The following is a 14,776-nucleotide window of genomic DNA, read 5'->3' as shown; positions in this document are numbered from 1 at the left end:
AAATCCCATTTTACAGCAGTAAAACAGGATTTATATGGATTGTCTGAAATCGTTTTTATTAAACGTTTTTCAAGTTTATGACTTCCTGATCCGTTAGAAAACGCCAGTTACCACGTGGTAAATTCTTTTTGGTAAGACCGGCAAATGAAACACGATCTATACGTAAAACATCATAATCAAAGTTTTCGAAAATTGCACGAACCACCTTTACATTAGATGAACGTAATTTAAGACCCACTTCACTTTTTGCTTCTTTTTCAATATAGCTGATTTCCTCAACAAAAACGCGGTGTCCGTCAAGAACCAGACCTTTGCTGATTTTTTCTAAATCTTCAAATTTTAGATTTTTATCTAAAGAAACCTGATAGATTTTAGATGATTTCTGACTCGGTAAAGTAAATTTACGAATCATATCCGTATCGTTTGTAAACAACAACAAACCAGTTGTGTTTTTATCCATTCTGCCAATCGGAGCAATCTTAGCGGTAGTAGAACCACGAACTAATTCCAGAACATTACGATATTCCTGACCTTCATCTAAGGCAGTTGTAAAGTTTTTAGGTTTGTTCAACAAGATGTATTCTTTCTTTTCCGGAGTCAGAACAACACCGTCAAAGTTTACAACATCATTTAATTTTACTAAATATCCCATTTCAGTAACCGGTACACCATTCACTTTGACATTTCCGGACTGAATGTATATATCGGCATCACGACGCGAGCATACACCAGAATTTGAGATGTACTTGTTCAGACGAATTTCGTCAGCAGCTTTTTGCCTTTTTGGCGCCTGATTCTGTTTTTTAAGTTTTTGTGCCGCTTCTTCTTCAGCTGCTTTCACAGCAGGTTTCACTTTTTTCGGCCCTTGAGCACGCTTTTGCATGGCAGGTTTTGGCTTGTTAGAGTTTGATCTGGAGCTATTTGGTCTCGATCCGCCTCTGTCTTTATTGCCTTCCTTATTGTTCATATAATTCTGTAATTTGTGCAAAGATAGTTTATTCTTGCTAAATAATCCTAAGTTCATTGTCCTTAGATTAATAGCTGTTATTTTTTGGGCTTATTTACAGAGAGATTGACAAAGAATTTGACAGAGATTCGCAAAGAATTATATTTAATTATTGTGCAGTTTTGTGTGAATTTTGAGAATCTCTGTGAATGATAATTAAGATTTCAACAGCAAACTCTTCCCGTGCCACAAAACACTTGGATTGATTAAAACAATACAGAAAACTCCGGAGACAATCAGGAATTTCAATACATTGTGCAGCAGTAAATATTGCCCTTTTGAGTTTGATTTCCAAAGATATAAAAGGAAAAAAAGCATTACCACAAAACAGATATAAAAATAAATATCCATAAAACCCACATCGTAAATGTTAATCAGGATATAAACGGGTACAATCGTCAAAAAGGTTAAAACCGTAATGATTTGTTTTGAAGTTGTTTCGTTATATAGTATGGGAATCGTCTTGTAATTGTTTACCAGGTCACCTTTCAGATTCTCCAGATCTTTTATCATTTCGCGAATCAAAAGCAATAAAAATAAGAACATGGCATGTGCTGAAATTACCGCGAAATGACTCATGTGATTTTCGATTTCTTCGAAAGATATTTTGTTATAGAAATATAATAAGATGGCAAAAAACGGAACTACAGCCAGTAAAGCAGCGGTTAAATTACCAATAATCGGGTATTTTTTTATTTTATGGGAGTAAAACCAAATTAAGAAAATATAAACGGAAAAGAATAAAAAAGCGCGCCAGGAAACAATCAGGGCCATTAAAACAGCGATAAAATTCAAGGTAAAATACACCGATAATTTAGTCTTCTGACTCACCAATCTATCCAGCATAGATTTGTTTGGCCTGTTGATTAGATCTTTCTGACTGTCGTAAAAATTATTGATAATATATCCCGAAGCAATCGTAATGGCAGAAGCAAAGACAATTAACAATAAATTGAAATCGAGTAAAATATCCAGAGCTCTTTTTTCGGGAGCCAATATGAAAATTGCAGATAAATACTGCGCTAAAACGATAATAGGAATGTTATAACCTCTCACCACAGAGAACAAACTAATAACTTTCATCGCTAAAATTTTATTCTTTCTGCTTAACATTTTGGGTTAACGGGTTATTTTTTAATAAAAAAAATCAGACAAAGTAACAAAATAAAAAAAGGGAATAATGAGCTACACTCTCTATAGTAACGTCTAATTGGAGGGAAAATTATAATTTAAAATTGATAAACAACTTCTAGTTTGTAATCTTTCAGCGAAACTTTAGCACGCTCCAAATCTTCTGTAAAACCAAGAATGTAACCACCGCCTCCGGAACCACAAAGTTTTAAGTAATAGTCGTTTGTGTCAATTCCGTTTTGCCAGATTCCGTGAAATTGTTCCGGAATCATCGGTTTAAAGTTGTTTAAAACGACTTTAGATAATTTTTTTGTGTTGGTAAATAAAGACTTCATGTCTCCATGTAAAAAGTTCTCTACGCAGGCATCTGTATATTTTACAAATTGGTTTTTAAGCATTGCACGGAAACCTTTGTCTTTCAGGTTTTCCATAAAGATGTTCACCATTGGAGCCGTTTCACCAACAATTCCTGAATCTAATAAAAACACAGCACCTTTTCCGTCAAAACTTTGAGTCGGAATTCCGGTTGCTTCAATATTGTCTTTGGAATTAATTAAAATCGGAATACTCAAATAACTGTTTAAAGGATCCAATCCTGAACTTTTTCCGTGGAAAAAACTCTCCATTTGAGAAAATATATTTTTTAACTGTAATAGTTTTTCACGGGTTAAATTCTCTAAAACCGTAATTTTTTGATGTGCATATTTATCATAAATTGCAGCCACAAGCGCACCGCTGCTTCCAACGCCATATCCTTGCGGGATACTTGAATCGAAATACATGCCGGTTTCAACATCATTTTTTAGGGAAGTCAAATCAAAAGTAACCAGTTCCGGTTGTTCTGTTTGTAAAGTTTCCAGATAACTTACAAAACGTTTCAGGCTTAAGTTTGATGCAATTGCTTCTGCCGAAGGATTTTCGGTTTTCTTCAAAGCACCATTGTAAAAATTATAAGGGATAGAAAGTCCTTTAGAGTCGCGGATGATTCCGTATTCTCCAAAGAGTAATATTTTTGAGTAAAATAAGGGTCCTTTCATGTTTATTTTATGTCTTTCTTTATTTTATTTGGGTCTTGTCGTGTGTCAAAAAATGTTATTACTTCAACTCTTTTTGTATTGAATCTATAATATATTGTTGTTTGTTTTGACAAAACGCATTTGTGATAATTTTTATTTAGTTCCGATTTAGGAAAAATTCCAGGATCTCTTTGTATTAGATAGATTACTTTGTCTAGATTTGATATAAATTTATTTTTTACTTCTTTTGACCATTTAATTTCCATGTACTCAAATAATTCAAATAAACTTTTTTCTGCATTTTTTGAAAAGATTATCGTTCTTTCCATTAACGATGCTTTTTCATCATATCTTCATACAAAACAAATTCACCTCGTTCAATTTGTCTTTCCCCTTCTTTAATTTCTTCTTTCTGGGCTTCAGTTAAATCATCCCACCAATCTTTTTTCTTTTTCGAAAAAATTTTCCTGATAGAATTTATAATAGTTGGATCTTCAGTCTCTACTAGCTTTTTTATTAACTCGAGTTTTTCTAATTGAATGTCCATAATCAAAATTTTAACTAAAGATACGTAAAATTATAATGCAATTGCGCCGTCTCCAATCTGATCACAAATGTACTGACCATTCTGGCAAAATACAACTAATTCGTCCTGAATAAATTGAAGTACTTTTTCGCTAACGTTTTCGGGATATAAAACATGAACATTTGCTCCGGCATCCAGCGTAAAGCAAACCGGAATTTGTGTTTCCGTTCTGAATTTCCAAATGGCATTTATGATTTGCAATGTATTTGGTTTCATTAAAATATAATACGGCATCGAAGTCATCATCATAGCGTGTAAAGTCAAGGCTTCGCTTTCGACCACTTTTATGAATTCGTCAACATTCCCACTTTCAAAAATCGAAATTAGCAGATCCAGGTTTTCGTGTGCCTGGGCAAAGCGTCTTTCAGCATACGGATGGTTGTGCATCAAATCGTGTCCAACGGTACTGGAAACCTGTTTTTCTCCTTTATCCACCAATAAAATCGTATCCTGATACTTCTTGAAATTATCATGAATGGTATGCGGAAATTCAACACCAAATAAGTCTGAACTTCCTTCGATATTCGCCTGATTTCCCCAAACCACAACATTTCCTTTTACACTTCTGCAGGCACTTCCGGAGCCTAAACGGGCTAAAAAAGATGCTTTTTGAAAAAAATATTCATCACTCATCTCGGGATTTAATACTTTTTCCAAACTCATGAAATTCATTGCCAATGCAGCCATTCCTGAGGCGGAAGAAGCAATTCCCGAGCTATGTGGAAACGTATTTTGGGTATCGATTGTAAAATGATAATCTTTTAAAAAAGGCAAATAAATTTCAATTCGTTCTAAAAACTTCTGAATTTTCGGTTTGAAATCTTCTTTCGGTTTTCCTTCAAAAAGTAAATCAAATGAAAAAATAGCTGTTGTCTCACTCAGCGGAGCCGAAGTATATCGCTTCGAAAAGCCTAACTTCGTAATGGTCTTGCAATTGTTTAAAGTAAAACTAACCGATGGATTTGCCGGAATCTGGTGGTCTTTTTTTCCCCAGTATTTCACTAATGCAATATTGCTGGGAGCACTCCATTCAGAGTTTCCATTTTCGATAGTCGAAGTATATTTTTTTGGAATAAAATCAGTTGCTGTAAACATGAATTATAAAATTTTGGCAAAGATAGTTTTTAAAATATTTCACCATATAAGTTATATAAGAAAATATAAGTCAAACTAAATCTAACTTGTATAACAATTTTATAAACAGTGTTTTTTGAATCAAAAATAAAAATGCACGTCAAACTAACAGTTAGCACTAAAATGAACTTACATAACTTATATGGTTTAACCTTTCTTTTGATTATTTTTGACTAAAAATTAAATAAAATGAACAAAATAGCCAAAATCGCAATTGCTCTGGTAGTTTGTCTGATGGTAGGATATTCGGCAAGTATGGTTACAAGACCGAGTGTTGAAACCTGGTATCCAACAATTATAAAGCCAGTTTTTAATCCGCCCAATTGGATTTTTATGCCGGTTTGGACGTTGCTTTATGTCTTTATGGCGGTTGCTGCAGGATTGGTTTGGGATAAAATAAAAGAACAGAATACAGAAGTTAAAAAAGCATTAGGCTTCTTTGTGGTTCAGTTAATATTGAATGCCCTCTGGTCGTATCTTTTCTTCGGATTAAAAAACCCAATGCTGGCTTTAATCGAAATTGCAATTTTATGGCTTATGATTTACGAAACGTATTTAAAGTTCCTCAAAATCAATAAAACGGCGGGATATCTGCTGATTCCGTATATGGCCTGGGTAAGTTTTGCTGCAATTCTGAATGCGAGTATCTGGTGGCTGAACAGGTGATTTTTTTTTAAGTCTCAGTCTCAGTTTTTAGTCTCGGTTTTCAGTTTTTTGAACATTTCATTTTTAGCATAAAGGAAATCCATTGTAGTTAATACGTTATTGTGTTCTAAAATAGTTTTAGATCTTGGGTCAGCGTCACAAAATTCGATAAATAACTCTTTTTCTTCGGGTTTTAATTTTAAATCTCGGGTAAAAAAATCTGAAGGAATCGACGCTGCTATAAGTTTTTTGAAATCAGTTTGCGAAGTTTTCTTTTTGAGCTCTTCTTTATCGTTTTTAAATAAATTTAAAAGCCCTGTTCCTATTCTGGTAAAGTCCATACCGTTTGTAATAGTTCCGTTATATACGCCGGTATATTTTTGCAGCGAACCGACATCTTTGGTAAATTTTATGGTATCTATGTCGTGTTGGGAGATCTTTATTTTATCAAATTTTATCGCTGTAACGACTACTTCATCCAGTTCCTCAGGTTTTATAATCATATTAACGAGAATATTATTCTGATCAATCTCTTCCTGAGTAAGTTTCAATCTTTTGAAAAAATAGTCTTTTGAAAAAAAGAGTAAACTGTCTTTAGCCCGTACAAGAATCGAAAACTCTCCTAAATCATTTGTTCTCGTACTTGTTTTGGCTGTTTTGTTTATAACCTCTACTTTATTAAGCGGATTATTATTGGAAATAACTTTTCCGTGAACCAATTTTTCGGTTTGAGAAATAGAGAGCTGATACGTGAAAAAGGAAATTGTAGTAAGTAATTTTACTTTCATTTAGTGGTATTTAGTTGAAAGTAAAATTATTAGAATTGTCTTAATGAAAACTTAGCAAAGACGTAAAGTCTTGTTAATTCGGTTTTTGGTGTAGTGTACAGTCTCAGTCTCAGTCCCAGTTTACAGTTGCTCAGATTGCGACTGAAAACTGGGACTGCGACTGCGACTAAAAACCGCTACTTTTCCCTCCGTACGATTCGGTCTTAATTAAAAAAAAGCCTTCTATATATTGTTAGCCAAAATAAATCCGCTTGTCCAGGCATTCTGGAAATTAAATCCACCTGTAATTGCATCAATATTGACTATTTCTCCGGCGAAATAAAGGTTTTGATGTAATTTGCTTTCCATGGTTTTAAAGTTGATTTCCTTTAAATCTATACCGCCGGCAGTTACAAATTCTTCCTTGAAGGTGCTTTTTCCGTTGACCTGAAATTTTGCTTTTGTTAATTGGGAAGCTAAATTCTGCAATTGAATTCTAGACAGATCTGCCCATTTTGTTTCTGCTTCAATTTCGGAAGCGAGCACTAAACTTTCCCATAAACGATTCGGAAAGTCGAAAGGGGATTTTTTCGAAACTGCTTTTTTGGCGTGTTCCTGTTTTAAGTCTTTCAGGATTTTTTCTGCATCTTCGGTATCAACGTCATTCAGCCAGTTGACGAAAATGGTAAACTGGTAATTTTTGTCGTATAAAATTCGTGCGCCCCAGGCAGAAAGTTTCAAAATTGCCGGACCGCTCATTCCCCAATGCGTAATTAACAAAGGTCCGGTTGATTCCAATTTGGTGTCTTTTACGTTTACGGTAACTTGTGCCGCAACGCCCGGTAATTCTTTAATGCGGGGATCTTTGATGTTGAAAGTAAAAAGGGAAGGAACCGGGCTTACAATTGCGTGGCCCTGCGTCTGTAGCATTTCCCATATTTTAGGGTTGCTTCCTGTGGCCAGCACTAATTTTTCAGTTACATAATTTTCATCCTGGGTGTCAATTTTCCAGTGATTTTCAGCTTTAAAAATCGATTGTACGCTTTGTCCGGTCAGGACTTTAATGCCTAGTTTTCCGGTGGCTTCCAGAAAACAATCAATGATGGTTTGCGAAGAATTGGAAACCGGAAACATTCGGCCATCGTCTTCGATTTTTAATTCAACACCGTGTTTTTCGAACCATTCAATCGTATCACCGGAGCAAAACTGATGAAAAGGACCGCGAAGTTCTTTTTCGCCACGCGGATAAAACTTAACCAATTCATTCGGTTCAAAACAAGCGTGTGTTACGTTGCATCTTCCGCCGCCGGAAACACGAACTTTAGAAAGTACTTCTTTGCCTCTTTCTAAAATAGCAATTTTAAGTTTCGGATTTTTCTCTGCAATATTAATGGCAGTAAAAAAACCTGCAGCGCCTCCGCCAACGATGATTATGTCGAAATTTTTGATCATATTTTATTTTTTGCCACGAATTGCACGAATTAGCACTAATTTTTATATGCCACAGACTACACAGATTTTGAAATCATTATAATCTTTTATCCCAATATTTATCGGCAATGGCTAAATTTTTAACTTTATATTTTGTCCGGAAAATCAGTTATGATTCCGTCAACGTTATAACTTTTTATTTTTTGAATGTCTTCTTCAATATTAACGGTCCACGGTAAAACGAGAAATCCTTTTTTCTGCATTTCGCGAACATTTTCCGGATTCAGTAAATGGTAATACGGATGAATGGCGCGTGCTTTTATAAACTCAGCGAAAGCCAAAGCCAAATCAAGATTGGTTTCCGCTAAAACACCAATCGGAATTTTTGAATCTAAGTTGTGTACTTCCTGCAAAGCATTCCAGTCAAAACTTGAGACGATAAAATGCTCATACTTCCAGTTTTTTTCGGAAACATATTCATCGATTAAAGCAACAAGTTTCGTTAAAGCAGCTGCATTTTTCAGTTCGATATTGATCAGGCATTTTTTATTTACCAAATCAAAAACTTCTTTTAAAGTCGGAATTTCGTACTGACCGTCAATTAAAAACGATTTCAATTCGGGCAAAGACAGCGTATTTACAAACCCTTTTCCGTTAGTCATTTTGTCGATGGTTTCGTCGTGAATAACGATGATATGTCCGTCGGAGCTTAAGTGAACGTCGAGTTCTATTCCGTCAGCATTTAAATTTAATGCTTTCTGAAAGGCTTTTAAAGTGTTCTCAGGTTCGTAAGCTTTGGCACCTCGATGTGCTATTTTCAGCATGTCTAAAAAGTTTAACCGCAAAGGTCGCAAAGTTTTGCTCAAAGCACGCAAGGATTGTATAAAAAAGTTAGCCACTGAGTACACAGATTTACACAGATTTCGAAATCCTTTTTAATCCTTTAATCTGTGGCTGAAAAAATCTTTTCCGAGAGTTATCGGAATAAAAAAATTAAAATGTTTTTTGGTTCACGCAGATTTTGCAGATCAAGCAGATTTATTTAGAATCAAACATGCATTTATTTTTTAAATGCGCCTTATCTGCAAAATCTGCGAGCGAAAAATTCCAGCACTAGATTTTAAGAAATCGTTTTGGCAACTAAGCAGGCTCCAATAAAACAAGTCCGAATTCAGAATCAATGAATGCTTTTCCGTTTTGAACTGTTGTTTCTTTTCCGGAAAAAGCATCTTTTAGTGGGGTACCGTCTTTAAAAATGGAGTCGACAGGAAGTTCTTTTAAGCCAATTCCTAAATCTAACCCAATTACAACTTCATCTGTATAATTTCCATTCGTATAACTTCTCGAGAAAATATAGGGTTTTGCCGAAATCAGGTGGTGTATTCCTGCGCCCACTGCCGGATGATTTCTACGGAATTGACCCAGTTTTTGCCAATGCCAGAGTATTTTTTGTGTCTCGGAATTATTTTGAATATCATCCCAGTTCATGAAAGATCGTAAAGTAGCATCGCCTTCTGTACCTTCAATAACCAGTGAGCGACCTGATTCATCACCATAGTACACCTGAGACATTCCGGGCGAAAGCAATAATTTGGTTCCGGATTCGAACGTTCTGTTTCGATGCGCATCAAAAGGAGTGGGGTCATCGTGAGAGGATACATAATTTAATACACTATACCCTTTTAATTCATTTTGAAGTTTCTCCGAATATTTCGAAAAGATAAATTCATAATCGTTTTGGGCATCTAACTTAAACTCAAAATTAATCATGCAGTGAAAACCATGCTGAAAATAATTTACTTTTCTATCTCCAAAATCATAATCCTGCCCACCACTGATTTCATAACCGTAGACTTCGGCAATGGTATAAAATGGATTTTGGTCTAAAACCTCTGAAGGATGATTTTTTTTCCAGATTTCAAAAGCGTAGTCACATTCTTTTCTGAAATCAACCCAGACAATTTCTTCGGTATGTTTTACGGTGTCGGCTCGGTAACCGTCAATTCCGAATTCCAGGATATAATCGGTCAGCCATTTTATAATGTAATATTTTGGTGTTCGGGGATATTTTGTTCTTTCGAAAAATTCATTTAAGGAAGTAACTTCTTTTTCATAACGGCCTTCATTTTTCCATTTTTCGATTAAAAAAGAAGGCAGCGCTACTTCCTGATTACTTTCGGTTCTGACGTCCGGAAGATTATCGACCAAAGTACACATGGTGGTATTTTCGAATGATTTGTAATCGCAGACCACTCCTGTTCTTACCCAGTCTTCCGGCCAAATGGGATCTTCGGGAGTTACCGGACCTGTATGATTGATAACGCCGTCCAGTACAATTCGGATGCCTTTTGCGTGCGCTTTTTTAACGAGATTGGCCAAATCTTCTTTGGTTCCGAAATTTGGATCTAAAGCCGTCCAGTCTCTTGCCCAATAACCGTGAAAGCCATAACTCAGCCCGGTTCCTTCGTCAACGCCATCGTGAATTTGTTCTACAATCGGCGTAAGCCAAATGGCATTTATGCCTAACAGCTCAAAATAACCTTCGTCGATTTTCTTCGTAATTCCGATAATATCCCCACCTTCAAAACCACGGAGTTTCCCTGGAGTTTTGGTTCGGTTGTAATTTAAATCGTTAGCAGGATTTCCGTTATAAAAACGATCGGTAAGTAAAAAATAAACATTTGCCCCTTCCCAGACGAAAGGTGCTTTTGAAGTATTGTCGTTATTCATTAAAACTAATTTTAAGCCATAAATATTAAAGATAAAGAAAGGAAAGTATAAAATTTAAAAAAATGCCACAGATTACAAGATTAAAATGATTTTTTAAAATCTGAGTTAATCTTGTAATCTGTGGCAGAAAATATTGCGAACTTTGCGATTGCCCTTGCGGACTTTCCGGTTAAACGTTTTTATTCCAATTCTAAAACAACAGCCGATTTAGGTTCTAAAGTGATTTCAGTAGCTAAATCGAATGTTTTTCCGGTAAGAATATCTTTTCCTGATTTAAAGTTTTTAATATTTTCTTTAAAACGATTTGTCTTAATTGTCTGCTCTTTTGCATTGTTATTGAAAACAACCATTACGGTTTTAGCATCAGTGTATCTGAAATAAACATACGTATTGTTTTCCGGAATATAATGGGTCATTTTGCCGAAGTGGACAGCTTCATTTGATTTTCTCCAGCTGAATAATTTGGATGTAAAATCGAAAAATTTAGCCTGTTCCGCAGTTCTCCCTGCCGCGGTTAAAGCATTGTTTTTATCGCCGGCCCATCCGCCCGGAAAATCCTGACGAATGTCTGCATCGCCGCTTTTGCCTTTATCACCGCCCATTCCAATTTCTGAACCGTAATACAATTGCGGAATTCCACGAACGGTAGCCAGTAAAGTCATGACCAGTTTGTATTTCGTGAAGTCGTATTTGTAGGTATGATTGATACGATCAGTATCGTGATTTTCGGCAAAAACCATAATACTGTTCGGGTTTGGATATAAATAATCTAAAGCAAAATTGTTATAGAATTTAATCATGCCGTTATCCCAATTCGCTTCATTGTCATTAAAAGCAGAACCAATCTGATCCTGCAAAGTAAAGTCCATCACGCTTGGCAAATTGGAATTGTAATTTTCGATTGCACCAATTTTGCTGTCTTTTTGCCAATATGATAAATTCGCCTGATTGTGCATCCAGATTTCACCTACAATATTAAAATTCGGGTATTCGGTGGTAATTGCTTTTGCCCAATTGGCCATCGCGGTAGCATCAGAATAATTGTAAGTATCTACTCTGAATCCGTCAAGATTGGCAAATTCAATCCACCAAATGGCGTTTTGCGTCAGGTATTTTGCAACGAGAGGATTTCTTAGATTCAAATCCGGCATTGAAGGAACAAACCATCCGTCAACACAAACCTCCTGATCTAATTTTGAGGCATGAATATCGGTAATTACTTCACGTCTGTGATGGGTTTGGGTGTAGTTTTCGAATTGATTGATCCACGATTTTGTTGGTAAATCTTTGATCATCCAATGTGTAATTCCCCAGTGATTGGTTACATAATCCATCACCAGTTTCATGTCTTTTTTATGCATTTCTGCTGATAGACGCGCATAATCTTCATTCTTTCCGTAGCGCGGATCTATTTTGTAAACGTCAGATTGTCCGTAAGTATGATACGAATGCTGTTTGTCGTTGTCTTCACATAAAGGAGTGCTCCAGATTGTTGTGGCACCCAAAGAAGAAATGTAATCCAGATTTTTGATGATTCCTTCGATATCGCCTCCGTGACGTCCACCAGGTTCAGCGCGGTTTGCTTTTTCGGTTAAGACGGCATCACTGTCGTTTTTAGGGTTTCCATTAGCAAAACGATCCGGCATGATCAGGTAAATCATGTCTGATGCATCGTAACTTTTTCTGTCGGCCGAATTGGCTCTTCTTTCCTTAAGCGAATATTTTTGTGTAAAAGCGACTTTGTTTTTCAATTTAAAAGAAAAAACCAATTCAGAAGCTTTGCTGTTTTGTGTATCGATGGTAACAAAAAGGTAGTTTGGATTTTCTGTTTTTTCGACATTTTTGATCGTCACATTGTTCGAAACCGAAGCGTCGTATTGCGCTATATTTTTTCCGTAGAACATAATTTGTACTTCCGGATTTTTCATGCCCGCATACCAAAAGGGTGGTTCTACTTTTTGGATTTGTGCTTTCGCGGAAGCAGAAAAGATTAGAATAAGCAGTAATACTGTATACAAGAAATGGTTGGTCTGAGGTGTTGTTTTTTGGATATTCATAGTTTTAATGTAATTATTCTAATTGTCAGTTCGAGCGAAGTCGAGAACCTTTGCGGCATTTTGACTCCGCTCGACTGACAAAAAGATAGAGTTAAAAAAAAGACAAGTAATCTTGGGGAGGATTACTTGCCTTTGAAAAAATTACTTAGTTTCGATTACACTAATTGCGTAACCTCCGCCAGGAACGGATAACTGTGATAATTTTGATTTATTGGTTACAGCAATTTTTTTGATGGTGTAAGCTTGCGGATTTGTTTTGTAATGCGCATCTTTTGCATCAGCATAGATTGTTGCGGTGTATTTTTTCCCTTTTTCAAGGAAACTGAAATCGATGTTTGACGTACGTGAAGTTTCTCCGTTTACATTTCCAACGAACCAGTTGTTTGTTCCTTTTGCTTTACGGGCAACCGTGATAAAATCACCTGGTTCAGCTTCGATATATTTGCTCTCCGACCAGTCTACTGCTACATCTTTAATGAACTGGAAGGCATCCGGAAAGCGGTTGTAATTCTCAGGTGTATCAGCTGCCATTTGCAATGGGCTGTACATCGTAACGTATAATGCCAGTTGATTGGCAATGGTACTATTCACGTGCGATTTGTTGTCAGGATTCATTTTACTGATATCCATTTCGAAGATTCCCGGCGTATAATCCATTGGTCCGCCAATTAAACGTGTAAATGGTAAAACTGTAACATGGTTTGGTTTAGAACCTCCAAAAGCCTGATATTCTGTTCCTCTTGCTGCTTCGTTTCCAATTAAGTTTGGGTATGTTCTGCAAATTCCCGTTGGACGAACTGCTTCGTGAGCGTTCACCATAATTTTATAATCAGCTGCTTTTTCGATTGCATATTGATAATGGTTTACAATCCATTGATCGTAATGGTTTTCACCGCGAGGCAAAATATCTCCAACGTATCCGCTTTTTACAGCATCGTATCCGTTGTCTTTCATGAATTGGTAAGCTTTGTCCATGTGACGTTCGTAGTTACGAACAGAACCTGAAGTTTCATGGTGCATGATCATTTTGATTCCTTTCGATTTTGCATATTCGTGCAAACCTTTCACGTCAAAATCCGGATAAGGGGTTACGAAGTCAAAAACATAATCTTTGGAGTGACCAAACCAGTCTTCCCAGCCTTCGTTCCAGCCTTCAACCAAAACAGCATCGAAACCATTTGCAGCAGCAAAATCAATGTATTTTTTTACGTTGGCATTATTTGCTCCGTGTGTTCCGCTTGGTTTTGCTTTAGAGAAATCAGAAATTCCCAATTGTACCGTTGGAAAATCGTTAGTATACGACCAGGAGCTTTTTCCTGTAATCATTTCCCACCAGACACCAACATATTTTACAGGCTTAATCCACGAAGTATCGTCAATTTTAGACGGATCGTTTAGGTTTAAAGTCATTTTGGATGATAGGATTTCTCTCGCGTCATCGCTTGCCATAATCGTTCTCCATGGCGAATGACTTGGTGCCTGCATATACCCTTTGTCTCCTTTTGCATCCGGCGTTAACCAGGATTCGAAGATCATGTTTTTGTCATCTAAATTCAAATGCATACAGGAATAGTTGATCAGTGCCGCTTCGTGCAGGTTGATATAAATTCCATCGTTTGTTTTAAGCATCAGGGAAGTCTGAACTCCGGTTGGTGAAAAGTTTTTTTGCGAAACATTTGCGGTAAAAGCTTTTTCAGACAAACCTCTGATCTCAGATAATTTTGATTTGGTGTAATCGTATTCCTGGGTGTCGTAATCTCCCGGAATCCAGAAAGCCGTGTGGTCGCCCGCCATTGCAAATTGAGTTCTTTCTTCTTTGATTACGAAATAGGTAAGGTTCTTTTGCGTTGGAAATTCATATCTGAATCCTAAACCGTCATCAAACAAACGGAAACGAATCACGATTTGACGATCTGTTCCTTTTTGGTTTAAAGTAACGGCCAATTCATTATAATGATTTCTAATTTGGTCCACTTCTCCCCAAACCGGTTTCCAGGTTTCGTCGAAAGTTGTTGTTTTACTGTCAGCAATCGCAAAATCATTCAATAAAGATTTTTTGTCGTCTTTAAGTTCAAGACCTAATTTACTGGTTTTTACAACTTCTTTATTTTTGTATTTTAAATTATAAGTCGGAGTTCCGTCATTCTGAAGCGAAAATTCCATTACGAACTTTCCTTCGGGTGATTTTAATTGCTGTGCATTTGCAATGGAGCTAAATGCAAACAAGAGTAAACTTGCGAAAAATAAGTTTTTCATGTTTTTTAGTTTTTAAA

General features: G+C 36.2%; 13 protein-coding genes. 1 reads left to right on the top strand and 12 read right to left on the bottom strand.

Annotation, left to right across the window (positions count from 1 at the left end):
• Nucleotides 1–58 precede the first annotated feature (58 nt).
• The 6 genes from HAV12_RS22010 to HAV12_RS21985 all read right to left on the bottom strand — a co-directional run bounded on the left by HAV12_RS22010 (nt 59) and on the right by HAV12_RS21985 (nt 4,834).
• Entirely contained in the window at nt 59–967 is a 909-nt protein-coding gene (locus tag HAV12_RS22010) for a pseudouridine synthase (RefSeq protein WP_132032148.1), read from the bottom strand.
• 195 nt (nt 968–1,162) lie between these two features.
• The gene (locus tag HAV12_RS22005; protein WP_171571476.1) at nt 1,163–2,119 is read right to left on the bottom strand and encodes a geranylgeranylglycerol-phosphate geranylgeranyltransferase; all 957 of its coding nucleotides are present in this window, start codon (nt 2,117–2,119) and stop codon (nt 1,163–1,165) included.
• 116 nt (nt 2,120–2,235) lie between these two features.
• Nucleotides 2,236–3,174 carry a mevalonate kinase gene (locus tag HAV12_RS22000; protein WP_171571475.1) on the bottom strand — a complete coding sequence of 313 codons (939 nt, stop codon included), beginning with the start codon at nt 3,172–3,174 and terminating at the stop codon, nt 2,236–2,238.
• Nucleotides 3,175–3,176: 2 nt separating this feature from the next.
• Nucleotides 3,177–3,482, bottom strand: a complete 306-nt coding sequence (locus HAV12_RS21995; RefSeq protein ID WP_171571474.1) for a type II toxin-antitoxin system RelE/ParE family toxin — start codon at nt 3,480–3,482, stop codon at nt 3,177–3,179.
• Entirely contained in the window at nt 3,482–3,700 is a 219-nt protein-coding gene (locus tag HAV12_RS21990; RefSeq protein ID WP_171571473.1) for a hypothetical protein, read from the bottom strand. Before HAV12_RS21990 ends, HAV12_RS21995 begins: the two co-directional genes overlap by 1 nt.
• A gap of 30 nt (nt 3,701–3,730) precedes the next feature.
• Nucleotides 3,731–4,834: a diphosphomevalonate/mevalonate 3,5-bisphosphate decarboxylase family protein gene (locus HAV12_RS21985; protein WP_171571472.1), complete on the bottom strand. Its 1,104-nt coding sequence runs from the start codon at nt 4,832–4,834 to the stop codon at nt 3,731–3,733.
• A 228-nt stretch (nt 4,835–5,062) separates the two neighbouring features.
• Between HAV12_RS21985 and HAV12_RS21980 the strand changes: the two genes are divergently transcribed.
• A complete protein-coding gene (locus tag HAV12_RS21980) occupies nt 5,063–5,539 on the top strand; it encodes a TspO/MBR family protein (protein ID WP_171571471.1) in 477 nt (158 codons plus the stop codon).
• Between the two features lie 20 nt (nt 5,540–5,559).
• On the opposite strand, the gene HAV12_RS21975 is transcribed toward HAV12_RS21980, so the two are convergent.
• The 6 genes from HAV12_RS21975 to HAV12_RS21950 all read right to left on the bottom strand — a co-directional run bounded on the left by HAV12_RS21975 (nt 5,560) and on the right by HAV12_RS21950 (nt 14,759).
• On the bottom strand, nt 5,560–6,306 hold the full coding sequence (locus HAV12_RS21975; RefSeq protein ID WP_171571470.1) for a hypothetical protein: 747 nt from the start codon (nt 6,304–6,306) through the stop codon (nt 5,560–5,562).
• Nucleotides 6,307–6,528: 222 nt separating this feature from the next.
• Nucleotides 6,529–7,737 (bottom strand): NAD(P)/FAD-dependent oxidoreductase, encoded by a 1,209-nt coding sequence (locus HAV12_RS21970; protein ID WP_171571469.1) that lies wholly within the window; start codon nt 7,735–7,737, stop codon nt 6,529–6,531.
• Nucleotides 7,738–7,862: 125 nt separating this feature from the next.
• Nucleotides 7,863–8,540, bottom strand: coding sequence for a glycerophosphodiester phosphodiesterase family protein (locus HAV12_RS21965; protein ID WP_132032130.1), 678 nt, complete (start codon nt 8,538–8,540; stop codon nt 7,863–7,865).
• Between the two features lie 316 nt (nt 8,541–8,856).
• Nucleotides 8,857–10,446: an alpha-amylase family glycosyl hydrolase gene (locus HAV12_RS21960; RefSeq protein WP_171571468.1), complete on the bottom strand. Its 1,590-nt coding sequence runs from the start codon at nt 10,444–10,446 to the stop codon at nt 8,857–8,859.
• A gap of 179 nt (nt 10,447–10,625) precedes the next feature.
• Complete coding sequence (locus tag HAV12_RS21955; RefSeq protein ID WP_171571467.1) at nt 10,626–12,503, bottom strand: glycoside hydrolase family 13 protein; 1,878 nt, start codon at nt 12,501–12,503, stop codon at nt 10,626–10,628.
• Nucleotides 12,504–12,644: 141 nt separating this feature from the next.
• A complete protein-coding gene (locus HAV12_RS21950) occupies nt 12,645–14,759 on the bottom strand; it encodes a glycoside hydrolase family 97 protein (protein WP_171571466.1) in 2,115 nt (704 codons plus the stop codon).
• Nucleotides 14,760–14,776: the final 17 nt, after the last annotated feature.

Origin of the sequence: Flavobacterium sp. CLA17 (assembly GCF_013112255.2) — a bacterium.
GTDB lineage: Bacteria > Bacteroidota > Bacteroidia > Flavobacteriales > Flavobacteriaceae > Flavobacterium > Flavobacterium circumlabens.
The sequence above is the reverse complement of the archived record's forward strand: the minus strand, read 5'-3'. Positions and strand labels throughout refer to the sequence as shown.